The sequence below is a fragment of the Wenzhouxiangella sp. XN201 genome (assembly GCF_011008905.1).
In the GTDB taxonomy this organism is placed as follows: domain Bacteria; phylum Pseudomonadota; class Gammaproteobacteria; order Xanthomonadales; family Wenzhouxiangellaceae; genus Wenzhouxiangella.
The window spans coordinates 396,267-420,924 of the sequence record NZ_JAAIVI010000020.1; the positions used below are offsets into that span (position 1 = coordinate 396,267).

The 24,658-nt window shown below is 63.7% G+C and carries 19 protein-coding genes and 1 tRNA gene; 12 read left to right on the forward strand and 8 right to left on the reverse strand.

Annotated elements, in window-relative coordinates:
* Nucleotides 1-216: 216 nt before the first annotated feature.
* The 5 genes from G4Y73_RS11255 to G4Y73_RS11275 all read right to left on the reverse strand — a co-directional run bounded on the left by G4Y73_RS11255 (nt 217) and on the right by G4Y73_RS11275 (nt 5,270).
* A complete protein-coding gene (locus G4Y73_RS11255; protein ID WP_240451320.1) occupies nt 217-1,605 on the reverse strand; it encodes a sigma 54-interacting transcriptional regulator in 1,389 nt (462 codons plus the stop codon).
* Nucleotides 1,592-2,089, reverse strand: a complete 498-nt coding sequence (locus G4Y73_RS11260; RefSeq protein WP_164231735.1) for a hypothetical protein — start codon at nt 2,087-2,089, stop codon at nt 1,592-1,594. Before G4Y73_RS11260 ends, G4Y73_RS11255 begins: the two co-directional genes overlap by 14 nt.
* Nucleotides 2,086-3,498, reverse strand: a complete 1,413-nt coding sequence (locus tag G4Y73_RS11265; protein ID WP_164231736.1) for an ATP-binding protein — start codon at nt 3,496-3,498, stop codon at nt 2,086-2,088. The genes G4Y73_RS11260 and G4Y73_RS11265 overlap by 4 nt, the downstream gene beginning before the upstream one ends.
* A gap of 218 nt (nt 3,499-3,716) precedes the next feature.
* The gene (locus G4Y73_RS11270; RefSeq protein ID WP_205596606.1) at nt 3,717-4,673 is read right to left on the reverse strand and encodes an L-threonylcarbamoyladenylate synthase; all 957 of its coding nucleotides are present in this window, start codon (nt 4,671-4,673) and stop codon (nt 3,717-3,719) included.
* 150 nt (nt 4,674-4,823) lie between these two features.
* Nucleotides 4,824-5,270 (reverse strand): hypothetical protein, encoded by a 447-nt coding sequence (locus G4Y73_RS11275; protein ID WP_164231737.1) that lies wholly within the window; start codon nt 5,268-5,270, stop codon nt 4,824-4,826.
* Nucleotides 5,271-5,445: 175 nt separating this feature from the next.
* Between G4Y73_RS11275 and G4Y73_RS11280 the strand changes: the two genes are divergently transcribed.
* Nucleotides 5,446-5,916, forward strand: a complete 471-nt coding sequence (locus tag G4Y73_RS11280; RefSeq protein ID WP_164231738.1) for a winged helix-turn-helix domain-containing protein — start codon at nt 5,446-5,448, stop codon at nt 5,914-5,916.
* Nucleotides 5,917-5,925: 9 nt separating this feature from the next.
* On the opposite strand, the gene pyrC is transcribed toward G4Y73_RS11280, so the two are convergent.
* Nucleotides 5,926-6,966, reverse strand: coding sequence for a dihydroorotase (pyrC, locus tag G4Y73_RS11285; RefSeq protein WP_164231739.1), 1,041 nt, complete (start codon nt 6,964-6,966; stop codon nt 5,926-5,928).
* Between the two features lie 148 nt (nt 6,967-7,114).
* Here pyrC and G4Y73_RS11290 point away from each other — a divergent pair, with 148 nt between their 5' ends.
* Nucleotides 7,115-9,373, forward strand: a complete 2,259-nt coding sequence (locus G4Y73_RS11290) for a TonB-dependent receptor (RefSeq protein ID WP_164231740.1) — start codon at nt 7,115-7,117, stop codon at nt 9,371-9,373.
* A gap of 92 nt (nt 9,374-9,465) precedes the next feature.
* Nucleotides 9,466-11,283 carry a TonB-dependent receptor gene (locus G4Y73_RS11295; protein ID WP_164231741.1) on the forward strand — a complete coding sequence of 606 codons (1,818 nt, stop codon included), beginning with the start codon at nt 9,466-9,468 and terminating at the stop codon, nt 11,281-11,283.
* A 12-nt stretch (nt 11,284-11,295) separates the two neighbouring features.
* Here the strand turns inward: G4Y73_RS11295 and G4Y73_RS11300 are convergent, their stop codons facing one another.
* Together G4Y73_RS11300 and G4Y73_RS11305 are read right to left on the reverse strand one after the other, a co-directional pair.
* Nucleotides 11,296-11,868 (reverse strand): NnrU family protein, encoded by a 573-nt coding sequence (locus tag G4Y73_RS11300; protein WP_164231742.1) that lies wholly within the window; start codon nt 11,866-11,868, stop codon nt 11,296-11,298.
* A gap of 80 nt (nt 11,869-11,948) precedes the next feature.
* Nucleotides 11,949-12,025, reverse strand: a tRNA-Pro gene (locus G4Y73_RS11305).
* Nucleotides 12,026-12,256: 231 nt separating this feature from the next.
* Between G4Y73_RS11305 and G4Y73_RS11310 the strand changes: the two genes are divergently transcribed.
* The 9 genes from G4Y73_RS11310 to mraY all read left to right on the forward strand — a co-directional run bounded on the left by G4Y73_RS11310 (nt 12,257) and on the right by mraY (nt 24,657).
* Nucleotides 12,257-15,538 carry a TonB-dependent receptor gene (locus tag G4Y73_RS11310; protein WP_164231743.1) on the forward strand — a complete coding sequence of 1,094 codons (3,282 nt, stop codon included), beginning with the start codon at nt 12,257-12,259 and terminating at the stop codon, nt 15,536-15,538.
* Between the two features lie 138 nt (nt 15,539-15,676).
* Nucleotides 15,677-17,077 carry a nucleotide 5'-monophosphate nucleosidase PpnN gene (gene ppnN / locus G4Y73_RS11315; protein ID WP_164231744.1) on the forward strand — a complete coding sequence of 467 codons (1,401 nt, stop codon included), beginning with the start codon at nt 15,677-15,679 and terminating at the stop codon, nt 17,075-17,077.
* A gap of 349 nt (nt 17,078-17,426) precedes the next feature.
* Nucleotides 17,427-17,879: a division/cell wall cluster transcriptional repressor MraZ gene (mraZ, locus tag G4Y73_RS11320; protein WP_164231745.1), complete on the forward strand. Its 453-nt coding sequence runs from the start codon at nt 17,427-17,429 to the stop codon at nt 17,877-17,879.
* Between the two features lie 4 nt (nt 17,880-17,883).
* Nucleotides 17,884-18,831 carry a 16S rRNA (cytosine(1402)-N(4))-methyltransferase RsmH gene (gene rsmH, locus G4Y73_RS11325; RefSeq protein WP_164231746.1) on the forward strand — a complete coding sequence of 316 codons (948 nt, stop codon included), beginning with the start codon at nt 17,884-17,886 and terminating at the stop codon, nt 18,829-18,831.
* On the forward strand, nt 18,828-19,094 hold the full coding sequence (ftsL, locus tag G4Y73_RS11330) for a cell division protein FtsL (protein ID WP_205596608.1): 267 nt from the start codon (nt 18,828-18,830) through the stop codon (nt 19,092-19,094). Before rsmH ends, ftsL begins: the two co-directional genes overlap by 4 nt.
* On the forward strand, nt 19,091-20,794 hold the full coding sequence (locus tag G4Y73_RS11335) for a penicillin-binding transpeptidase domain-containing protein (RefSeq protein ID WP_205596609.1): 1,704 nt from the start codon (nt 19,091-19,093) through the stop codon (nt 20,792-20,794). Before ftsL ends, G4Y73_RS11335 begins: the two co-directional genes overlap by 4 nt.
* Entirely contained in the window at nt 20,787-22,250 is a 1,464-nt protein-coding gene (locus G4Y73_RS11340) for a UDP-N-acetylmuramoyl-L-alanyl-D-glutamate--2,6-diaminopimelate ligase (RefSeq protein WP_164231747.1), read from the forward strand. The genes G4Y73_RS11335 and G4Y73_RS11340 overlap by 8 nt, the downstream gene beginning before the upstream one ends.
* Entirely contained in the window at nt 22,247-23,587 is a 1,341-nt protein-coding gene (murF, locus tag G4Y73_RS11345) for a UDP-N-acetylmuramoyl-tripeptide--D-alanyl-D-alanine ligase (protein ID WP_164231748.1), read from the forward strand. Before G4Y73_RS11340 ends, murF begins: the two co-directional genes overlap by 4 nt.
* Entirely contained in the window at nt 23,581-24,657 is a 1,077-nt protein-coding gene (mraY, locus tag G4Y73_RS11350; protein WP_164231749.1) for a phospho-N-acetylmuramoyl-pentapeptide-transferase, read from the forward strand. Before murF ends, mraY begins: the two co-directional genes overlap by 7 nt.
* The last annotated feature ends 1 nt before the right edge of the window (nt 24,658 follow it).

The following is a 24,658-nucleotide window of genomic DNA, read 5'->3' on the forward strand; positions in this document are numbered from 1 at the left end:
GGGTGAGCCTTTTGGGGGCTCGCCCCGGTATCAGCAGGTCCCGTGCCAACGCACGATGAATCAGTTGAATCAATGGGTTATAGCGACGCGTCGGCAGGCGACACGCCGGATATGTTGCCAGCCGGCAACAGTCGGGTCGGCCACAAGCGCGCAGAGCGCCTCGATCAGGGAGTTCCGCCCTGTCGTCGATAGGCGACAGTTCCCGTCAATGGGCCTTCAGTCTTTGAAATCGGCCGGCTCGAGTTCGTGTCGCTTGAGCAGGCGGTAGAACTCGGTGCGGTTGCGTCCGGCCATGCGCGCCGCTTCGCTGACGTTGCCACCGGCCATGCGCATGATGCGTGCGAGGTAGTCGCGTTCGAAGGCGTCACGGGCCTCGGCCAGTGGCCTTACGCCGCCCGGGTCGCCCCGCAGTGCCCGCTGGACCAGACTGGCGGGAATGGGGCCCTTGCGGCACAGTACCCTGGCCTGTTCCACGACATTGGCCAGCTGTCGCACGTTGCCCGGCCAGTCGTGGCCGAGCAGCGCGCGCAGGGCTTCGCGCGAGAAGCCCTGAATGCGCCTTGATTCGGGGAGATCCTTCTGCAGGTCGGTCAGGAAGTGCTCGGCCAGCGGCACGATGTCTTCGGGCCGGTCGCGTAGCGGGGGGATGTCGAGTTGAACGACATTGAGGCGGTAGAACAGGTCTTCGCGAAACTCGCCCGCTCTGATGGCATCCTCCAGGTCGCGATGCGTGGCGGAGATGACCCGTACATCGGTATCGACTTCCCGGGTCGCTCCGACGGGGCGTACGCGCCGTTCCTGCAGGGCGCGTAGCAGCTTGGCCTGGAAGGCGGCCGGCATGTCGCCGATTTCGTCGAGAAGAAGGGTACCGCTGCGGGCCTGGACGAACAGGCCGTCCCGGTCGCTATCGGCACCGGTGAACGCGCCTTTGCGGTACCCGAACAGTTCCGATTCCAGCAGCTCGGCGGGAACCGCGGCGCAGTTGATGGCGACGAATGGGCCATCCTTGCGCGGGCTGGCGTCGTGGATTGCGCGCGCGATGATCTCCTTGCCGCTGCCGCTTTCCCCGTAGATCAGCACGCTGGCATCGCTCTCGGCTACCAGTTCCAGTTCCGAAAGCAGCGTTTCCATTGCATGGCTGCGCGTTACGACACCCTGCCGCCAACTCGCATCGCGACTGGCGCTTGCACGGCGTCGGCCGGTGGCCTCGGCAATCGTTTCGAGCAGCTCGGTGCTGTCGAAGGGCTTTGTGAGGAAGCCGAACGCGCCTTCGCGCGTGGCGGCCACTGCGTCGGGAATCGTACCGTGCGCGGTCAGAATGATCACCGGCAAAGTCGGATCCCGCTCGCGCAGTTGCCTGAACAGCGCCATGCCGTCCATGCCCTCCATGCGCAAGTCGGTGACAACCGCATCTGGCGTCTGGCTGGCGACCCGGCCCATCGCAGATTCGCCACTGTCGGCGGTGTCGACCGTGTAGCCGCTGGATTCCAGCCTGAGGCTGATCAGGCGTAGCAAGCCCGGATCGTCGTCGACCAGGAGGATTCGCGCGGATTCACTGTGGGCATCATTGCTTGATTGCCGTTCCGGCATCTCATCGACCTCCATCACTTTCGCGTTCGTCGAGCTGGTGGTCGATCTGGCGCAGTGCGTTGAGCTTGTCGGTCGTTTGGCGGTGCGCCTCGCGCTCGTGTTCCAGTGCCCGGGCGATCCGGTCACGCTCATGCGCCAGTGCCAGTTGAGTTTCGACCAATTGCACGATAACCGACAGCGTATCGCGTCCATTCCTGGTAACCGGGATAATCGGAGAATCCTCTTTCAGGAGGGTTCGAAGCGTCTGCAGGCCGACCTCGGTTTCTCGCAGCTCGGCAGGGCCCAGGGTTTCGAGCAGGGCCCGCTCGAGCCGGGCGGGCCAGGAATCGAGGTTGGCTACCCCGGCGTACCAGATGCCGGCGGTGGACGGGTTGACGCGCATGGCACGGTCGACGCGGTCGATGATGTGGGCGCCGTCGATGTAGTCGGGCTCGGCCGCCGACGCAGGGGCGGCGATGAGTACTAGCGCAAGAATGAGGAAGATTCGAAAGAACGTCATGCGGCAACGTCTCCTGAAGGATTGATGGGTAATTCGATGGCAAAGACCGTCGACCAGCCGGCGCGTTCCACGAGCTCGACTTCGCCCCGGTGGGTGCGGACCAGGTCGCGGCAGATGGCCAGCCCCAGTCCGCTGCCCGGACGAAACTGGTTCTGCGGGCGGGTGCCGCGAAAGAAGGGTTCGAAGAGGCGGTGCCGGTCGGCCGCTGGTACGCCGGGGCCGCGATCGGCCACCAGCACGAGTGCGCGGTCACCCTGACGTTTGACCTCGACGCCGATGGTGCTGCCGGAGGGCGAAAACTTCAGTGCGTTGGACACCAGGTTGTCGATGGCAGTCGTGAGCATGTCGGGGTCAGCACTCAATCGGATGCCCGAAGACCGGCTGCGCCTGACCTTGATCCGGTGTGCCTCGATGCGAAGTCGGTGGCCCTCCAGCACGCGCTCGACGAGTTCGTCCAGCAACACGCCCTCCTGCCTCACGGGGCCAGGCCGGGCCTGGAGCCGGTTGAAGCGCAGCAGGTTCTCGATCTGTTCCTGCAGGCGGGAGATGTTGGACTGGATGATTCCGATAACTTCCTGCTGCTGTTCACCCAGCTGGCCGAAGTTCTGGTCGGCCAGCAGGCTCGTGCCTTCTCGAATGGCGCTTAGCGGCGTCTTGAGCTCGTGCGAAACCTGGCCTACCAGTTGGCGCCGATCACGTTCGGTGCGAACCAGCCGGCGCCGCACCCACTCGAGCCGCGTCGACAGGGCTCGGAGATCGCGCGGGCTGGTCACCTGTTCGATTCGGGCGGATTCGGGCTGGGCCAGCGCCCGCATGCCGCGGTCGAGGCGGCGAATGCGTCGGTTGAGAAAGTTGGCCATCAGAAAGGCCAGCATGATCGCAATCGGGACGGTCGAGACCAGGCTCAGCAGCGAGGCGTCACGGGCTGCCTCGCCCATGGCTTCCAGCCGCTTCAATTCGCGTTGTGAATCGGTTTCGGTGGCGATCAGCAATTCGTTTGCGATCTCACGCAGACCCTCGAACAGCGCCGACAGGGACGGCGGCCATTCGGTCTCAACCTCGGCGTTCAGCGTGCGTTGATGCAGCTCTCGGCTTCTCTGAGCAATCGTGTCGGCGAGTTCAAGCAGTGCCTCTCGCTCAATCAGCGCTGAGAAGCTTGTGAGTTCTTCGGAAAGTGCCCGGTGGCGGTCGTACAGGCTGGTTCGTGCATCCGCGTCCCGCAGAATTCTGAACTGCCGTGCCGATCGCTCGAAGGCAATGACACGATCGCTGATCTGGCGCGCCGACTGGGTGACGGAAATCGCGCGCTCAAGTAGTTGTTCGCTCTGGTGTGTAACGCGATCGATCTGCTGGCCGGAAACGATCAGGCCGATCAGCAGGGGAAAGGCGACCAGTGCAAAACCGGCCATCAGGAGGGTTAGAACTGATTGCGTGCGCAGACGCCGCCGCAGCCGACGCCAGCGTCCGGTTCTGCGTTGACTTCCCCCCATTCTCTCCGTCTGATCAGCACGGCGGTTCAAGGGGCTGACTGGCCTCTTCAGTTGCGCTTCGCACAAGACAGTATCAGGTCATCGGCCCGGCAGCACAAGCGGTCACTTGTACTGCTTGGTTCCGGCTTTGGCGCCGCTCAGTTCGTGGCCCTGGTGATGCGGTCGCGGATGGCGGACCAGGCCGATTGTTCGGGCGGCCGCTGCACCAGGATGCGTTCGGCACCCAAGTCGTCGAGGCGACGCAGCACGGCATAAAGGCCGCGGGCGTAAGCGGTGGGATCTTTGGGCAGCGACTGCCAGGCCATGAAGCCACCCGGGTTCGGGGTGTCGTCAAGAGCCAGCACGGCGGCATGGGCATCCGGCGTCGAGAGAGTTTCGGCGTCGACCAGTTCGAGTTTGGTTTCTGGCGCATAGTGCGAGGGCAGCCGGCCGGGGGCCCTCGGACCTTCCCGCTCGTCAGCCAGTATCGGAGCTGCGCCGAGTACCCGGCTGAGCTGGTCAAGATCGATCATGCCCGGGCGCAGCACCCTCGGGCGTGCGCCGCTGCAGTCGACGATGGTCGACTCGACGCCGATATCGCAGGGACCGCCATCGATGACGGCGGCGACGGTGTCGCGGCCTTTGAACTCACTGATTACGTGGTCGGCGGTGGTCGGGCTGATGCGGCCAAAGCGGTTGGCCGAGGGCGCGGCGACGGCCCGGCCGAAGATCTTCAGCAGTTTGAGGGTGACTGGGTGCTCGGGCACCCGCAAGCCGACGGTTTGCTGGCCGCCGGTTACGACGTCGGCGACATGGTCTGCCTTGGGCAGGATCAGGGTCAGCGGGCCGGGCCAGAAGGCGCGGGCCAGACGCCGGGCTGATTCGGGCACTTCCCGAGCCCAGTCATTCATCGTCTCGCTGCCGGGCAAGTGGACGATGAGCGGATGGTCGGCGGGCCTGCCCTTGGCGGCGAAGATGCGGCGAACGGCCTCGGCATTGGCGGCGTCGCCGGCCAGGCCGTAGACCGTCTCGGTCGGTACGGCGACCAGCTCGCCGCGGGCCAGCAGTTCGGCGGCCCGTTCAAGTTCCTTTTTGCTGGTGCCCAGGCGGATCACGGCTCGAGTTTCTCCGGCTGACGATTTGGCCGGTATTATGCCTCGACAGCGTGGCCGATTCTCCAGAAGACCTCGCCGAAACCCTGGTGGATAAGCAGCCGGGCGCGCATGCCGCGGGCAGCGTGGCCCGCGGCAAGGCCCGGCAGATCATCAATCGATGAACTTGACTTCCTGTAGCAGCATTTCGCTGCCCAGCGTGCGCAGCTCGCCGCGCTCGACGCCGGCCTCGCGGGCCTCGTCCATACTGCCGAAAGTGTTCTTCATCAGTTCTTCGTAGTAGTCCGGTCCCTTGTCGAAGGCCGCCCAGTTTGCGTAGCTCACGCGCAGGATCAGGTTGGGCTCGCCCTCGCGCGGCGCGACCACGGAGTACATGCCGTAGCCGAGGACGTGGCCATCTTTCATTTCGGCTTCCAGACTGCGCCGCCAGTTGGCTTTGAGATCGTTGAGATAGGCATTGAACATGCCCGGCTTGACGTGCACGTTGGTCAGGGCCAGCACGGCGCCGGGTTCGGTCGAGCGGCTGTGGTCCTGGGCCCAGGCCGAAGCGATACAGGCCAGCAGCAGGCAGCTGAAGATGATGATTCGAAGCGTTTTCATGACATTTCCTTTCCGGTCCGTAACCGGGGGCATGATGGGATCGACGGCGCAAAATGCATCCGCCGACCGAATCTGCGTGGTTTGGCCCGGAATTGCCTGTCGAAATGCTTGCGATTTGGCCGAAATCGGAGTACAGAAAGGGTGCGCGCTTGCACGCGCAGCGGGAGGCGCATCTGTGAATACGGTTCTGTCATCGGGGGCGATCGAGCATCCACTGCTCGAGCGCTTGTGTGTATCGTTCGATCCGGACGCGAGAATGCTCGTCCGCGGCGGGCGGAACTGCCACTTGGCGCCGCGCGAATCCGGGGTGCTGGCGGTGTTGCTGCAATCGGCGCCTGACCAGGTCATTTCGCGCAACGATTTCATAGATGCCGTTTGGGGCGACGGCGAGATCTGCGAGGATGCGCTGACCGTCATCATTTCCCGTCTGCGGCGCCATTTCGTCCGCCTCGGCATCGCCGAGCCGGTCATCGAGACCGTGCCGCGACGCGGCTATCGGCTGTGCCGCTGCGACCGCTTCAACGGCGGTGTCAACGAAGCGCGGCGCGCCGGGCGCAGTGCCCGCACGTTCGGGTTGGCCGCGCTGGTGATGTCGGCGCTGGCCCTGGCGACCTCGTTGGCTGCGCTGTGGGCGGCCATGGACTGATCGAGTCGATCAGGAACCCGATTTCACGCGCCAGGCCAGTTGCTCGCCGGCAGCCAGCGGCACGATCTGGTGATTGCCGGCCGGAATGCCAGTCGGCACGGCCCAGGGCGAGCGCTCCAGGACGATGCGATCTTCATTGCGCGGCAGGCCGTAGAAGTCCGGCCCGTGCAGGCTGGCGAATTCCTCCAGTCTTTCGAGCGCCCCGGCGGCCTCGAACACCGCGGCGTAGAGCTCGATCGCGGCCGGTGCCGAGTAGATACCGGCGCAGCCGCAGTCGGATTCCTTGGCGTGCTTCGGGTGCGGCGCACTGTCGGTGCCGAGGAAGAAGCGCGGATTGCCGCTGGTGGCGGCTTCGACCAGGGCCTGGCGATGGTGCTCGCGCTTGATCAGCGGCAGGCAGTAGTGATGGGGCCGCAGGCCGCCGTCGAACAGGGCATTGCGGTTGTACATCAGGTGATGGACGGTGATGGTGGCCGCGATCGGCTCGGGTGCCGAGCGCACGTAGTCGATGGCGTCGGCGGTGGTGGCGTGCTCGAGCACCAGCTTCAGGCCGGGAAAGCGCGTGCGCAGTTTCTCCAGGTGGCGTTCAATGAACACCGCCTCGCGATCGAATACATCGATTTCGCCATCGGTGACCTCGCCGTGCATCAGAAGCGGCAAGCCGTACTTTTCCATGGCTTCGATCACCGGGTGGACGCACTCGAGATTCCGCACGCCCGAATCCGAGTTGGTGGTGGCGCCAGCCGGGTAGTACTTGACCGCGTGGACGAAGTCGCATTCGGCCGCCGCGCGAATGTCGTCGGTTGTGGTCGTTTCGGTCAGGTAGAGCGTCATCAGTGGCTCGAAGTCGCTGCCTTCCGGTCGAGCGGCCAGAATCCGCTCGCGGTAGGCGCGTGCATCGGCCACCGTGCGTACCGGCGGCTTCAGGTTGGGCATGACGATGGCGCGGCCAAAACAGCGGGCACTGGCCGGGACCACCGCCGGCAGCATGTCGCCATCCCTGAGATGCAGGTGCCAGTCGTCGGGGCGGCGGAGTTCGAGTCGATTCACGGGCGGTTCCGTGTGGGGCGAGCCTGCGGGCATTCTAGCGGCCACGGCGGGCAAGCGGGAAAGGCTTGACCTGCATTCCTGCTCTCCGGGATAATGAAAAGATATAACATTACACTTACCGCGGGATACTCGAAAGAGGATGGACTGGATGATACGAATCGTAACGCTTGCGGCCGTGAGCCTGTCGCTGGCCGTCTCCGCCCAGGAACTGCCGGAAGAGGCCGACCCGTCTGAAGAGCACACCGAGCGCGGTGAACTGGAAAGGATCGTGGTCAGCGCAATACCAATCAGGCGCAGCAAGCTGGAATCGGCCCAGCCGGTTGACGTGCTTACCGGCGAGCGCCTCGACGAACGTCGCGGCGTGACGCTCGGCGAGACCCTGATGAAGGAGCCTGGCGTGCATTCGACCGCTTATGGCCCCGGCGCCGGCCGACCGGTCATTCGTGGCCTGGGCGGTGGTCGGGTACGCGTGCTGGAGGACTCCCTGCCGTCGGTCGACGTGTCGGCCCAGTCCGATGATCATGCCGTCAGCGTCGAGCCGATGTTGATCGACCGAATCGAGATCCTGCGCGGTCCGGCCACGCTGTTGTTCGGGTCCGGCGCCGTTGGCGGCGTGGTCAACGTGATCGACAACCGCATTCCGGAACAGGCGGCCGAGCGGGCGCTTGAAGGGCGCTTCGAGTTGCGCGGCAACAGCGTGGCCGACGAGCGTACCGGCGTGTTGCGGCTCGACGGCGGTAGCGGCCGCTGGGCGTGGAATATCTCGGGTACCTGGCGTGACGCTGAGGACTACGAGATTCCAGGCCATGCGGAGGCCAGCAACTTTGGTGAAGAGGAAGGTCATGAAGACGAAGGTGTCGATGAGGACGAAGTCTTCGGAGTTTTGCCCAACAGTTTTGTGCAGTCGAAGTCAGGCTCGGCTGGTCTGAGCTGGATCGGATCGCGTGGCTTCTTCGGAATCTCGCTCAAGCAGTATGAGACCGAATACGGCATTCCTGCACCCCACGCCCATGACGATGAAGGTGAGGATGACCACAACGATCATGGTCTGAACGCCGTTCGGTATGACTTGCTGGCCGAGGACGAGAACGGGCACGAGGAAGAAGAGGACGTGTTCATCGACCTTGAGCAGACGCGCTGGGATGCCAAGGGTGCACTGGACGATCCGCTTCCGGGCTTCACCCGCGCCACGCTGCGCATCAGCTACAGCGACTATATGCATGCCGAACGCGATGTGGCTGGCGGGCACGCTGAAGAAGACGGTGACGAGCACGATGAAGGCGACGAGCATGGCGCTGAAGGCGCTCACACGATCTTCGACGTCGAGGCCCGGAATGCCCGCCTCGAAATGGCGCATCGGCCGGTGGCCGGATGGCGTGGTGCCTTGGGTTTGCAGTTCGATGACCAAACGCTTTCGGCGGTCGGTGAGGAGGCCTACATACCCGACGGAGACACGCGCTCCTGGGCCGTGTTCGCACTGGAAGAGAAGGAAACGGGTCCACTAACCTGGACGCTGGGCGGGCGCCTGGAGCGCAACGAGATCGAGGTTGACGAACTGCTGGGACATGCCGATCACGAACACGAGGATGATCACGGCGACGAGCACGAGGACGAAAACGGTAGCGACGGCCCCCTGCGTCGCAGTTTCACAACCGTGTCCGCCAGTGCCGGGATACTTTGGCGCATTGACCAGCGCTGGCAGACCTCGCTGAACTATTCCTATGCCGAGCGTGCCCCGTCGCAGGGCGATCTCTATGCCAATGGCCCGCATGCGGCTACGTTCACCTTCGAGCGCGGTTCGACTGACCTCGACGAGGAAATCACCAACGGTCTGGATTTAATCGTCCACCACCACGGTGAAGACTTCGACCTGGAGGCCAGCCTGTTCTACAACGCCCTCGGTGATTTCATCTATCTTGACGAAACGGGAGAGGAGCTTGACGGCTTGCCGCTTCGCCAGACCCGCCAGGAAGACGCGACTTTCTATGGGGGCGAGTTGCTGGGCGTGTGGCACCTGCCACAAACGCCTGCCGGTCACTTCGACTTGCGCGCCGGTTACGACTGGGTGCGTGCAGAGCTCGATTCCGGCGAGAACCTGCCACGCATTTCCCCGGCCCGCTATATCGCAGGTGTTGACTGGCATCGTGGCGATCTGCGCGGGAGCCTGGAATATCAGCACGTGCGCAGTGCCAGGCACCTGGCGCCGGAGGAAGATCCGACCGGTGGTTACGACATGCTCGATTTCAATCTCAGCTACTTTTTCAGGCTCGGCGGCGCGGAGCTGGAAGTTTTTGGTCGGCTGAACAACCTGCTCGACGAGGAGGCCCGCGTACATACTTCCTTCCTGAAGAACTTCGCGCCGCTTCCCGGCCGGAACATCGGCCTTGGGTTACGCGGCCGATTCTAAGAACAGGCCGTACCGGATATCTGTAAACTTTTCGCAGCAACTTAAGGTAGACTGTCGCGCTTTTCGATCACCAACTGAAGGAGACGAGAAGCGTGACAGTCCCTTGCCGATTCACCCTGGCCCTTGTTGTATCGACCTGGGCCGGGCTTCCGGCCGCACTGGCCCAGCCGGATGAAACGTCAGCGCTTGATCGCGTACTGGTCAGCGCCAGTCCCGCGGGCCGCAGCCTCGACGACAGCTTCCAGTCGGTGACCGTCATCGGCCGCGAGCAGATCGAGAACTGGCCGGGAGCGAGCCTGTCCGACCTGCTCGCCGCAGTGGCTGGCGTCGATGTCCGTCGCCGGGGCGAGCCGGGCGTGCAGGCGGATCTGGGCATCCGTGGCACCGGCTTTGAGCAGACCGTGATCCTGCTCGACGGCATGCCCATGGGCGACCCGCAGACCGGCCACCACAACCTGAACCTGCCGGTGCCGGTCGAGCACATCGAGCGTATCGAGGTGGTCAAGGGTCCCGGTGCCATGGCCTACGGCGGCAATGCCACCGGCGGGGTGGTCAATATCGTTACCCGGCGTGACGATGCGGCCACCCTGGCCGCGCAAGCACGAGTTGGCAGTCACGACACGCGATCGGCCGGTTTTTCCGGCGCCGTGGCGCCGGGGGCGAGTCATCATCGGCTGAGCTTCGATCATCTCCGTAGCGACGGACATCTGCCCGAGCGCCGGGCCGATGCCGACCTGGTGCGCGGGCTCTACACCGGCGGGACGGAATTGGGGCGGACGGGCTTGCGCTGGGGTCTGGGTGCGGAGAACCGCGACTTCGGGGCCTGGATGTTCTACACCGCCGACTTTCCCGATCAGCGCGAGCGCACCAAAACGCGCACCGCCTGGCTGGCCGCCGATACCCGGGCCGGCGAGTGGTCGGTCACGCCGCAGCTCTGGTGGCGCGAACACGATGACTGGTTCCGCACACTTGTATTCGGTACGGCCTACATCAACCGCCACGCCACCCGCATCAACGGCCTGCGCCTGTCGGGCCAGCGCCGCTGGGGTGGGGGCGTGACGGCGGTCGGCGTTTCGCATGCACGCCAGCGCATCGACTCCAACGCCCTCGATCGCCACGATCGCGACGAGACCCAGGCCTGGATCGTGCATCGTCAGCCGCTCAATGAGCGCACGGCGGTCGAAGCCGGCCTGGCCTATGTCGATTACAGCGAGTACGGCAGCCAGGGTTTGCCGACCCTTGCGCTACGTCATCGCCTGGATGATCGCTGGACTGCCTTCGCCTCCTGGGCACGTTCAACGCGTGCGCCGTCCTGGACCGAGCTGTTTCTGCAGACTTCCGGCAATCGCGGCAGTACCCAGCTCGAACCGGAACGCTCTGATTACGCCGAGGCCGGCCTGCGCTTTGCTGCCGGTAGCCACCGGATCAACCTGGCTGCGTTCGAGCGTCGCACGGACCGGCTGATCGACTGGGCGCGCGCGCCGGGCGAAGTGGCCTGGCAGGCGGGGCAGTTCGACGGTCACCGCAGCCGCGGCGCCGAGATCGAATGGCGCTGGCGGGCGGGCCGGCGCTGGCTCGAACGCGTCGATCTGGCAGCGACCGCGCTCGATACTGAACTCGATCGGCGCGGCCTGGAGATCAAGTACGCCCTCGACTATCCCGAGCTCGGTCTGGTCGGCGCTGCCGTGTGGCGACTGGGTGATGCGCTGCGCCTGACGACCCGGGCCCGTTACAGCGACCGCAGCACCGGCCAGTCGGGCACTCTCGTCGACCTGCGCCTGGGCTGGCGGGTTTCGGGCGTCGAGCTGTTTGTCGAAGGCAATAACCTGCTCGACCGGCGCCTGGTCGAGGCCGGCTTTGCGCCGCTGCCGGGGCGCTGGCTTTACGGTGGTTTACGTCTGGTACGCTGAGCCTGCTACGGCTCAGCGCATGACGGGTACGCCGAACAGCACCGGGTGCAGCCAGAAGGCGAAAGCCGCATATAGCGCGAGACCGCCGACGATCACGATCGCGTCGTTGGCCTTCGAGCCGGGCAGTTGCGGAATAGCGCGTTGCGGCCGGCGCTTGAGCGAGATGCGGTCGGCCACGGCCCACACCAGGAAGCCGCCAAACAGCAGTACGTCCGCCAGGCTGCCGTTGACCAGCAAATGCCCCAGGGCCCAGGCCTTGACCGCCACCAGCATGGGGTGCTTGAGGGTTTGCTGGATGCGGCCGGGAAAGTAGGCGGCCAGCAGGGCCGGAAAGGCGATCAGCACCAGCAGCATGGTCAGATGGCGCAGGAAATCCGGCGGCTGGTAGAGAATCACCGGGTCCATTCGCGCCTGACCGTAGCCGATGACGATCAGCACGAGGCCAATCACGGAGATCAGGCTGTATATCGCCTTGAACGGCAGCTCGCCCAACTTCGCCACCATGGCATCGCGCCCCTGCCAGGCGACGATGCCGAGCGAGTGCGTGCCCAGAAACAGCAACAGGCCGAGAATCAGCAAGGTCATCGAACGCTCCCTCGTGGCAAGACCGGCCTTAGATTGTACTTGGTCGGAACGGGAGCGGCGAGCAGGGGAAGGGAAGGCGGTGGTCGGGGTGACTGGATTCGAACCAGCGACTCCTGCCTCCCGAAGACAGTGCTCTACCAGGCTGAGCTACACCCCGACGAAGCCGGCCATTTTAGTGGAAGTGCCGTTGGGTGGCAAGCTTCGGAAGCCGGGAACGAAATTTGAGGTGATTCGGAGTTGTGCCGCCGTAGCCGGAAAGTTAAAATGCTGTAATCTCGCTGTCACTGAGGGTTTCTAGAATGCCACGCACTCGTCGAGGGAAACGAGCTGCGGGCCGTGCCCTGGAAGCAGTCCGGATCTTTCAAATGTCACTCAACGGAGTACTCATATGAAACTTGTAGACTTTTCGCGACTGACGCGCGTCTGGTCGGCCTTTGTGGTGTGTGGTGTGCTGGCGCTCGCCAGCTTGCCGGCAGCCGATGTTTTAGCGCAGAGCACATCCGCTGATCTTCGCGGTCGTGTACTCAACCAAGGCGGTGATCCCGTTTCCGGTGCAACCGTAGTGATCCTTCACGTGCCATCCGGCACCGCATCCGAAGCAGTTACCGGCGACAGCGGCGGGTTCTTCCGCAGTGGTCTTCGCGTTGGCGGTCCTTACCAGCTGACTGTCCGGGCAGATGGTTTCGAGGTGGCGCAGGAGGAAAACATCTTTCTTGAGCCCGGTTCGCAGGACCCCCTGGTATTCACCCTGGGCGAGCTCGAACGCGAGATGGATGTTATCCAGGTCATCGGCCGGAAGGTTCCCTCGGCTACCCAGTTGAACAACGGGGTTGGCTCGGCATTCAGTGCCAGCGACATTCAGAATCAGCCGTCGGCCAATCGCGATGTGATCGCCACGCTGGCGCGCGACCCACTGGTGCAGACTGAAGCGGTCGGTGAGATGTCGGTTTCCGGCGTAAACCCACGCTTCAACGCCTTTGCCATTGATGGCTCACTGCAGCAGGACGATTTCGGACTATCCGAAGGCACCTATGCCACGACCCGCTCGCCGATCAACCTCGATGCGGTCGAGTCGGCCACCATTGTCGCCTCGGACTATTCGGTGACCTCCAGCGGCTTCACCGGCGGCCTGGTCAACGTGGTCACCAAGTCGGGCACCAACGAGTTCGACGGCTCGATCTACTATGCCTACCAGGACGACAGCATGGTCGGGACCGATTACGACGGTGGCGAGTTCGATCCGGGTGAGTTCGAGGAAAAAGAATACGGCATCACGCTGGGTGGCCCGATCCTCAAGGACAAGCTGTTCTTCTTCGTTTCCTATGACGAGTACGAAAATGCCTCTCCGGTGGACTTCTCGAACTCGGATTTCTTCAACGGTGTCGATCCTCAGTTCTTCGAAGTGGCCCGTGGCGTCATTCGCGACACCTTCGGTTTTGATCCGGGCGGCCGTCCTCAGGTTGCCAACGTGCCTGAAACCTCCGAGCGTACCCTGGCCAAGGTCGACTGGAACATCAACAACGATCATCGTTTGTCGTTGACCTACCAGAAGTCGGAAGAGAATGACACCAGCGTTGGCGCCGACACGTTCGAGTCGGCCTGGTATGACATTCCGCTGTCGATCGAGGCCTACACGGCTGAAGTCTTTTCGGACTGGAACTCCAACTTTTCGACCAACCTGCGTATCAACTATACCGAGAAGATGCGCGGTCAGAACTGCCGGGCCGGTACCCAGTTCGGCCAGATTTCGCTCGATTTCTTTGACCTGGACGACATTGCCGGCAGCCCCTTCGAGGGCCTGGTGACCGAAACCGGCGACTTCATTGCCGGCTGCGACAACTTCCGCCACGCCAATGAATTCGACGATGAACGCCTGCAGGTCTTCGCCTCGGGCGAGTACTTCATGGGCGATCACCTGATCACCTTTGGCGGCGAGTACCAGCAGTACGACCTGTTCAATCTGTTCGTGCCGTTTTCCAACGGTGACTTCCAGTTCGGCAGCTACGACGACCTGGTCAATCGCACGGCCAATATCTTCTATGTCAACGTGCCGTCCAACAATGCTCGCGATGGCGCCGCTGCCTGGGGTTACGACCACTGGGCCTTCTTTGTCCAGGATACCTGGTCGGTTACTCCCGACTTCGAGCTGAGCTACGGCCTGCGCTATGAAAGATTCGACCAGGGCGATGCGCCGCAATTCAGCCAGCCCGTATTCGACGAGTACGGCGTCGATACGAGCAACAATATTGACGGCAACGACCTGATCATGCCGCGCCTCGGCTTCTTCTGGCGGCCCTGGGATCGCGCCAGCCTCAGCGGTGGTTTCGGCCTGTATGCCGGCGGTGATCCCAAGGTCTGGACATCCAACGCCTTCCAGAACGCGACGTTTGGTGCCTTTGCACCGAATGTCCAGAACGTGGATATCACCCAGGTGCCGCAGCAGTTGATCGACCAGGTTTCCCAGGGGACGGCTGTGCCGATCGACTATATTTCCAAGGACTTCGACACGCCGTCGGACTGGAAAGCCTCACTGCGCTTCGAGCAGGCATTCGATTTCAAGCTCGGCGGTCTCGATCTGGGTGAGGACTATCGTTTCACCGCGCAGTGGCTCTACACCGAAGCACGTGACGGCTTCATCTGGAACAATCTCGCGCATGAGAATCCGGACGCACTGCCGTTGGGTACAGCGCCGGACGGTCGGCCGATTTTTGCCGACCTGAATGCTCTGGGTATTCCGAACCTGACCGAGCTGACCAACATCAGCGGTGCCAGCAGCAGTGTCATTTCGGTCGCCCTGTCCAAGTATTACGACAGTGGCGTCAACTTCAACTTCAGCTACGCCTACCAGGACACCGAGATCGTTTCCGAGGGTACTTCCTCGCGCGGCATCTCGAACTGGCGTGGGACCTTCGCCGTCGACAAGAGTCATCCGGATCCGCGTACTTCGCCGTACCAGATCGAGCACAGCTTCAAGCTTAATCTGGGCTATGAGCGGGCGTTCTTCGGCGACTACGCCACGCGCCTCGATATGTTTGGGCGCGTATTCAAGGGCGATGTCTTCAGCACCGCCTTTGACGTGAGCCCGAACAACGCGCTGTTTGGCCGTGCCGGTCTGGGCGAGTCGCCGTTCGATAATATGCCGCTCTACATTCCGGACCTCAATGGTGATCCGCGGGTGGTCTACGGTTCGGGCTTCGATGTGGACGGATTCGCACAATACGTTCGCGACAACAACATCCCGATGGGTGAAATCCATGAGCCGTATTCTTCGGTATCCAACGACTGGAACAGCGTCTGGGATCTGCGCTTCCAGCAGGAAATTCCGGGCATTCCGGGCCTGGACCGTTTTGTCGGCGACAATCGCTTCAAGGTCGTGCTCGATATCGAGAATTTCCTGAACCTGATCAACGACGACTGGGGTCGCTACACCAATGGTCCGTTCTTTGGCCAGGCACCGATCGTCCAGGCTGATCTGGTCTCTGCTGCCGACGTGGCCGCCAACGGTGTCGATGGCGCCTCGGCACTGATCGGGGATCAGCCGCGTCAGGTCTGTCAGGCCGCTAGCGACTGCTTGTATCGCTACAACGATTTCGACAATGATCCCACGGCGTTCACTGATCGCCAGAAGTCGGTGTACGAAATCCGCCTGACCCTGCGCTACGATTTCTGATTACGTGCAGTTTCAGGTCGAGGCCGCCGGCTCTTGCCGGGGCCTCAGGGAAAACGGCCAGCCTCGCGCTGGCCGTTTTCGTTGGCGTCGGCCATAATGGCCCGTTTACTGATGCGTCATAGTGCAGAATACGAAGATATGAGTGCAGATATCGCGAGGTCAGAACACTGCGACGGCACCAAGGTATCGACCCGGGTGTACCCGGCTCGTAGCCTGAGTGTGTTGTCGCATGCCGAAGTGGCGCGGCTTTCCGACGCCACCGAGGAAGTTGGCGAGCTGCTGCGGCAAGTAGCGCTGGCGGTGCTGACTTCGGGCGAGCAGGGCGATGATGCCGAACAGCTGTTCGAAACCTACAGGGACTTTCGCATCGAAGTCCACCAGGTCAATCGCGGCATGCGCATCGACCTGGAAAACGCGCCGGGCTGCGCCTTCGTCGACGGGGAAATGATTCGCGGCATTCGCGAACTGCTATCGGCGGTGGTGCGCGACATCGTCTATTTCCAGACCGAGATTCACCCGAGTCCGTACTTCGACCTGGAAAGTTCGGGCGGCATTACCAACACCGTTTTCGAGGTGCTGCGCAATGCCCGTCTGCTCGATACCGAGCTCGACCCGCGCCTGGTTGTCTGCTGGGGCGGTCACTCCATCAGCGGCGAGGAATACGATTACACCAAGGAAGTGGGTTACCAGCTGGGCCTGCGTGGCATGGACATCTGTACCGGCTGTGGTCCCGGTGCGATGAAGGGACCGATGAAAGGCGCAACCATTGCGCATGCCAAACAGCGCACCCTGCCGGGGCGCTACGTCGGAATTTCCGAGCCGGGCATTATCGCCGCCGAGTCGCCCAATCCGATCGTGAACGACCTGGTGATCATGCCCGATATCGAAAAGCGCCTCGAGGCTTTCGTGCGACTGGGTCACGGCATCATTGTTTTTCCCGGCGGCGTCGGCACGGCCGAGGAAATCCTCTACCTGCTCGGTGTGTTGCTCAACCCCAACAACCGGGATATGCCTTTTCCGCTTGTATTCACCGGCCCGGAATCGGCGCGCGAGTACTTCGAGGAAATCGACCGATTCGTCGGCCTCACGCTCGGCAAGTCGGCGCAGGACCGCTACCGCATCGTCATCGACAACCCGGTTGCGGTCGCCCGCCACATGGCCGAGGGCATGAAAGCCGTCCGCCAATGGCGGGTGGATACCAACGACGCGTTCTACTTCAACTGGCAGCTCAAGACCGAACCGGCCTTCCAGGAACCGTTCGAGGTCAGCCACGAGTCCATGGCTGCACTCGATATCTCGCCCGGCCTGCCGACCCACGAGATGGCGGCCAACCTGCGCCGGCTTTTCTCCGGCATTGTCACTGGCAACGTCAAACCCCAAGGTCTGCGGGCCATCCGCGAACACGGCCCATTCGAGATCCGCGGCGATCGTGACATCCTCGCCGCTCTCGATGAACTGCTCAAGCGCTTCGTCGCCCAGCACCGCATGAAACTGCCCAGCGGCAAGCCGTATCAGCCGTGTTATCGCATCGTCGGCTGACGACAGGCGTCGGGAGCTTCCCCACCGCGGTTGCGGCACATTCAATCCACGTTGGCTGGTTGGCTTGTTGGCTGGTTAGTTAGTTCGACTACTGCTTGCGGTGCGGGGCGGCTTTGCCGCGGCAGGATGGTCGGCAACCGATACCATCGCCCAACCAGCGAACCAGCGAACCAGCGAACCAGCGAACCAGCCAACCAGCCAACCAGCCAACCAGCCAACCAGCCAACCAGCCCGACCCCCTCCGCAAGCCCCTGAAACTGCTTGACACTCTGTCGTGCGGGGGCTATGGTGGCGCGAAGTGGGAAATTGTGGGAATTAGTGGATTCTGAGTGGATGCGAGTGTCGAGCTGTGTTTTTTGGTGAAACCGCTATCAATCTGGACGCCAAGGGACGCCTGGCTGTACCGACCCGGTACCGCGAGGATCTTCAGGATGTCTGTGAGAACCGGCTCGTGCTCACCTATTCGGCCTTCGATTCCGGCTGTCTTTGGCTCTACCCGCAACCCGAGTGGGAGCGTGTGCGCGAGCACGTAATGAGCCTCTCGACCTTCAATGCCAGTCATCGCAGCCTGCAGCGTCGGCTGGTGGGCTCGGCGACCCAGCTTGAACTAGACGGCAACTCACGCATTCTGTTACCGCTCACGCTCAGACAGGTGGCCGGGTTGGAGAAGCGCGTGGTGGTCATGGGAATGGGCCAGCGTTTCGAGATCTGGAACGAGGACGTTCTCAACCAGCGTCGCGAAGCCGAACAACGGGAAATCCAGGAGCAGGCTTCGCCGGAAATGGCGCAGTTGGTCCTGTAGGTCGATGGCAGGGGACCAGCCACATGTTCCGGTGCTGCAAGGGCCGGCACTGGATGCATTGAGGATTCGTGCCGATGGCATTTACGTCGATGGCACATACGGCCGGGGCGGGCACAGCACTGCCATGCTGGCGCGGCTCGGCAAGGATGGACGACTGGTGGTAATCGATCGTGATCCACGGGCCATTGCCGACGCGCAGGAGCGATTCGCCGGCGACGAACGGGTGACGATCCAGCGCGCGAATTTTGCCGATATCGGTGCGATTGCCGATGAGCTTGGTCTGACCGGTCGGGTCGACGGCTTCCTGCTCGACATTGGTGTGTCCTCACCCCAGCTCGACGACCCTGAACGAGGCTTCAGTTTCCAGCACGATGGCCCGCTGGACATGCGCATGGATCCCGAGGCGGGGGAGTCGGTTGCCGACTGGCTGGCGCGCGCCGAAGAGGAGGAAATCGCCCGCGTCATTCGCGAATACGGCGAGGAACGCTTCGCCCGGCGGATCGCCCGGGCCATCGTTCACAGGCGCGCGGAAGGCCGAGCCGTGACGCGCACCGCCGAACTGGCTGCGCTTGTCAGCGACGCCGTGCCCGGCGGCCCGTCGAAGATTCATCCGGCCACACGCACTTTCCAGGCGCTGCGGATCCACATCAATGACGAACTCGGAGCGCTCGATCGCGTACTCGCCGACGGTATCAACTTGCTCGCGCCGGCTGGCCGCTTTGTCGTCATCAGCTTTCACTCGCTCGAAGACCGCAGGGTCAAGCGAGCCTTCGTGCGCGCCTCGCGGCCGCCGCCGGCCAGTCGTCGTCTCCCCAGCGTCGAGACCTTCGTGCCGAGCCTCAGGCTGATCGACGGCCTGATCCGGGCCGACGACGACGAGACCGGGTCTAACCCGCGCGCTCGCAGCGCGCGCATGCGCGTGGCCGAGAAAGCGGCCGGGGAGGCGCCATGATCCGCTGGCTGCTGCTGTTGTTGCTGACTGCGGCTGTTCTGGCCAGTGCCATTGGCGTGGTCGTGCTGCGCCACGAATCGCGGCAGCTGTTCGTCGCCCTGCAGGAATCCGAATCTGCACGCGATGCCACCCGGGTCGAGTGGAGCCGGCTCCAGCTCGAGCAGGCCTGGCTGGCCGATGCCGGCCGCGTCGAGCGCCAGGCGCGCGAACAACTCGACATGAAGGCTCCCGATGACACCCGCATCCTGGTGACTTCGCCATGACAGGTCAACGAGCGACATCCGGCGGCACCATGCGGGTCTGGGTCACGGCCGGGCTGATGCTGCTCGCTGCCGTCACCCTGGTCGCCCGCGCGGTCAACCTGCAGGTGATGGAGGCGGAGTTTCTGCAAAGCCAGGGCGAGGCGCGCTACCTGCGCGAAATGGCCATTCCCACTGTTCGCGGCAGCATTCTTGACCGCAACGGCGAGCCGCTCGCCGTCTCCACCCCGGTCGAGTCGGTCTGGGCCCATCCGGGCGAGCTGTTGCAGGCAGCCGATCGCATCTCCATGCTCGCCAGCCTGCTCGAGGCCGATGCCGAAGATCTGGAACGCCGGCTGACCCAGCGTGCCGATCGCGAGTTCGTCTGGCTGCGCCGCCAGATCAATCCGGGCCTGGCCGAACGCATTCGTGAACTCGAGATTCCCGGTGTGTTTCTTCAGCGCGAGTACCGGCGCTTTTATCCGACCGGTGAAGTCACTGCCCAGCTGCTCGGCTTTACCAACATTGACGATATCGGCCAGGAAGGTCTGGAATTGGCCTATAACGACTGGCTGCGCGGCGAGCCCGGCACCAAGCGCGTCATCAAGGATCGACTCGGCCGGGTCGTGCAGAACGTCGAACTGGTGCGCGAGGCGAAACCGGGTCGGGATCTGAAGTTGACCATCGACCGACGCCTGCAGTACCTGGCGTTTCGCGACCTCAAGGCCACGGTGATGGAGTACGGTGCGCGCTCCGGCTCGGTGGTTGTGCTCGACGTGGACACCGGCGAGATCCTCGCCATGGTCAACTACCCGTCCTACAACCCCAACAGCAGCGCGCGCATGGCCTCGGAAGGCCTGCGCAACCGCGCGCTGACCGATGTGCTCGAACCGGGCTCGGTAATGAAGCCCTTTGCCGTGGCGGCGGCCCTGGAAGCCGGTATCGCCAGCCCGGACATGATCGTGGATACCTCGCCCGGCACACTGACCGTCTCGGGCCACACCATTCGCGACGTTCGCAACTTTGGTGAACTGACCGTCGAGGGCCTCCTGACCAAGTCGTCGAATGTCGGTGTCGTCGACCTGGTGCTGTCGATGGACGCCCGGCATTTATGGAGTATCTACTCGCGCTTTGGCTTCGGATCGGTTTCCGGCACAGGATTTCCGGGCGAGTCGGCCGGCGTGCTGCGCGACTACGAGCGCTGGCGCAAGCTCGAGCAGGCCACCTTGGCTTATGGCTACGGGCTCTCGGTGACCCCGCTGCAGCTGGCCCGGGCCATGGCGGCGATTGCCGACGAGGGTCGGTTGCGCCAGCCGACTTTCATCGCCGGCAGTGACAATCCGCCGCATTCGGTTCTCGACCCGGAACTTGCGCGCCAGCTTGCCGTCATGCTCGAAACAGTCACCGGTCCGGAAGGCTCCGGCCGGGCGGCGGGCGTCGAAGGCTACCGCGTGGCCGGCAAGACAGGCACTTCGCGCAAGGCGGCGGCTGGCGGCTACGGCGATCGATACATCGCCAGCTTTGCCGGTTTCGCGCCGGTTTCCGATCCGGCCCTGGTGGCGGTCGCGGTGATCAACGACCCGGGCGGTGAACGCTACTACGGCGGGCAGGTCGCCGCCCCGTTGTTTGCCAGCGTGATGGAAGCTGGTCTGCGCCTGTTCAACGTGCCGCCCGACGATCCCGGACTGCTGATGGCACGGGTGGAGGAAGAAGCCCATGACTGAGCGCTGGCTTTCGCTGAACGAATTGCTTGACGGTCAGGGTGCCGCGATCGGAGAGTCGGATATTCGCGTGTGCGGCCTGGCCCTCGACTCGCGTCGATTGCAACCGGGCGATGCTTTCGTCGCACTTGCCGGCGCCAGTCAGCACGGCATGGCTTACGTCTACGAGGCCCGCCAGCGCGGCGCCGCAGTCGTCATACATGATGGCCAACGCGAACTGCCCGAAGATCTGGGTCTTCCGGCCGTGAGTGTGCCGGAACTGGGCTCGCGGCTCGCCTCGTTGGCGGCTCGGATGTGGGGTGAGGACGTCGATCGGCTCGACCTGGTTGCGGTGACCGGAACCAATGGCAAGAGTTCGGTGGCCTGGCTGTTGGCCCAGGCCCTCGACGGCGCCATGATCGGCACGCTTGGCTGGGGTCGCCCGGCCCGGCTGGAGCCGGCCAGCCACACCACGCCCGACGTATTCAGCGTCTATCGCCTGCTGGCGAGCTTGTCCGGGCAGGGCGTCGAGCGGGTGGTGATGGAGGCCTCATCGCATGCGCTCGACCAGGGTCGGCTCGAGGGTTTGTGCTTCGCGAGCGTGATCTTCACCAACCTGGGCCACGATCACCTGGATTACCATGCCGATCGCGCAGCTTACGCGGCGGCCAAGGCCCGACTGTTCCGGGATTTTGACAGTGGCCGGCAGATCGTCAACCTCGATGATGAATTCGGTGCCGAACTGGCTGGAGAACTGGCCGGAAGAGAGCATCTGATCAGCTATTCCCTGACATCCGGTTCCGGGTCCGATGTCTCGGCCCGAGTCATTGCGGCCGATCGTGATGGGTTGGCGCTCGCCTTCCAACTGGGCGAGTGCCGCTTCGAGGCGCGCTCGCGCCTGATCGGTCGGGTCAATGCCTGGAATCTGCTGATCGTGGCCGCGGAACTCCAGGCTCGCGGACTAGACGGTGACGAGATCGCCCGCCGACTGTCGGCGCTCGAGCCTGTGCCCGGCCGGATGGAGCCGGTGCGCTCGCCCGGCGGTCCGCTGGCCATCGTCGATTACGCCCATACCCCCGATGCCCTCGAGAATGCGTTGATCAGCGCTCGTGAACTGACCGACGAGGCCTTGTGGTGCGTGTTCGGATGCGGTGGCGATCGTGATCGGGAAAAGCGCCCGCGCATGGGCCGCGTGGCCGAGCGCCTGGCCGACCATATCGTGCTGACCGACGATAATCCGCGCCATGAAGACGGTCTGGCCATCATTCGTGCCATCCAGGCCGGCATGGAAAAGCCGCAGCGCTCGATCGTCTTCCGTGACCGCGCCCGCGCCATCGCCCACGCCCTGGATCATGCCGGTGATGGCGACGTCGTGCTGGTCGCCGGCAAGGGGCATGAAACCGAGCAGGTGATCGGCGATCGTCGTTTGCCCTTCGATGACCGTCAGTGCGTGCGCGAGAAACTCGAGGTGGCAGCATGATGCGCTTCAGCCTTTCCGAACTGGCAAGCATTGCCGGCGGAGAAGTCGTCGGAGCGGACGTCACCGTGCACGGCATGATTCACGATGCACGCCGGATCGAGACGGACAACCTGTTCTGCGCGCTGCCGGGCAGTCGACATGATGGCCACGAGTTCCTCGCGCAGGCGCGCGCCGGCGGTGCCGCTGCGGCGTTGGTGACCCGCCGCGTCGACGACGAGTTGCCGCAAGTGGTGGTCGAGAATGTGCTGGAGGCCATGGGCCGGATTGCCCGGGCCTGGCGTGAGCGGCTCGATCCTGTGGTGGTCGGCATTACCGGCAGCAACGGCAAGACCACGGTCAAGGAAATGGTGGCAGCCATCCTGTCGCGGCAGGGAGAGACGCTGGCCACTCGCGGCAACTACAACAATGAGATCGGCGTGCCCCTGACCCTTTCGGCGCTGAACGAAACGCACCGTTTCGCGGTGATCGAAATGGGTGCCAACGGGCCTGGTGACATCGCCTACCTGGCCGGTCTGGCGCGGCCGTGCATCGGCATAGTGACCAACGCAGCGCCGGCCCACCTCGAGGGCTTCGGCAGTGTCGAGGGTGTCGCCCGGACCAAGGGTGAAATGTTCTCGGCGCTTCCCGAAGACGGCGTGGCGGTCATCAACGCCGACGACGCCCACGCCGAACTCTGGCGCCGGCTTGCCGGCGACCGGCAGATCATCACCTTCGGCCTGGAGTCCGAAGCGCAGGTGCGCGGTGAAGCCGACAACGGCCGGGCGCGGGTGGTCACGCCGACAGGTAATTTCACCTTCAGTCCGCAATTGCCCGGCCGACACAATCTTTACAACGCCCTGGCCGCGAGCGCGGCCGCCATTGCCCTGGCGGTGCCGCCGGACGTGATTGCCGAGGCCCTGTCGGCCGTTCGCGGCGTCAAGGGTCGGCTGCAAGTGCGTCATCATCCGGATGGCTGGCGCCTGGTCGACGATACCTACAACGCCAATCCGGCCTCGCTTTATGCCGGGCTGCAGGTGCTGGCCGAAATGGGCGGCGAGCACTGGCTGGTGCTGGGCGACATGGGCGAGCTCGGTCCGGACGCAACGCGCCTGCACGCCGAGATGGGCCAGGCTGCGCGCGACCTGGGCGTGACGCGCCTGTACAGCATCGGTGATCTGGCTCGCGCCAGTGCCGACGCCTTTGGTCCGCCGCTGCGCCATTTCAAAACCCGCGAGGCCCTGGCCGATGTCCTGGCCGCCGATCTGCATGACGGCGTCACCTGCCTGGTCAAGGCCTCCCGATCGATGGGGCTGGAGCGCGTGGTCGAGCATCTGCTCGGGGAGGCAACACCATGTTGACCTGGCTGTTCGACGACGTGCTGATGGCCGATGTTGCGCTGTTTGGTTTCATCACGTTTCGAACCGTGATGGCGGCACTGACTGCCATGATCGTTTCACTCTTCGTCGGTCCGCTGTTCATTCGGCACATGACCGAGCGGCAGATCGGCCAGCCCATCCGCGAACTGGGTCCGGAATCGCACCTGAGCAAGGCCGGCACGCCGACCATGGGCGGCACCCTGATCCTGATTTCTCTCGTCATCTCGACCCTGCTGTGGACCGACCTGGCCAATCGCTATGTCTGGACCGTACTGTTCGTGACCGCGAGCTTCGGCGCGATCGGCTTCGTCGATGACTGGCGCAAGCTCAAGTACAAGAACAGCGAGGGGCTCTCGGCGCGCTGGAAGTACACCCTGCAGTCCCTGGCAGCACTCATGGTTGCCGCTTTCCTCTTCTGGAGCGCTGACGTCCCGGCCAATACCCAGTTGTTCGTCCCCTTCTTCAAGGATGTGGCCCTGCCGCTGGGCCTGGGCTTCCTGGTGCTGACCTACTTCGTGATCGTCGGTTCGTCGAATGCCGTCAATCTCACCGACGGGCTCGACGGCCTGGCCATCATGCCGGCCGTGTTCGTCGCCGCCGGGCTCGGTATCTTCGCCTATGCCACGGGCCATACGGTGTTCGCCGACTATCTGGCCTTGCCCTACATCCCCGGTGTTGGCGAACTCGCCATATTCTGCGCCGCGCTGGCTGGTGCCGGGCTGGGCTTCCTGTGGTTCAACACCTATCCGGCGCAGGTATTCATGGGCGATGTCGGTGCCCTGGCCGTGGGTGCCTCGCTCGGACTGGTGGCGGTCGCGGTGCGGCAAGAAATCGTGTTCTTCGTGATGGCCGGCATTTTCGTGATCGAAACCCTGTCGGTCATTCTTCAGGTCGTTTCCTACAAGCTGACCGGACGGCGCATCTTCCGCATGGCGCCGATCCACCATCACTTCGAACTCAAGGGCTGGCCCGAGCCGAAGGTGATCGTCCGCTTCTGGATCATCTCCGTCATGCTGGTGCTTGCCGGCCTCGCCACGATGAAGATCCGGTGAT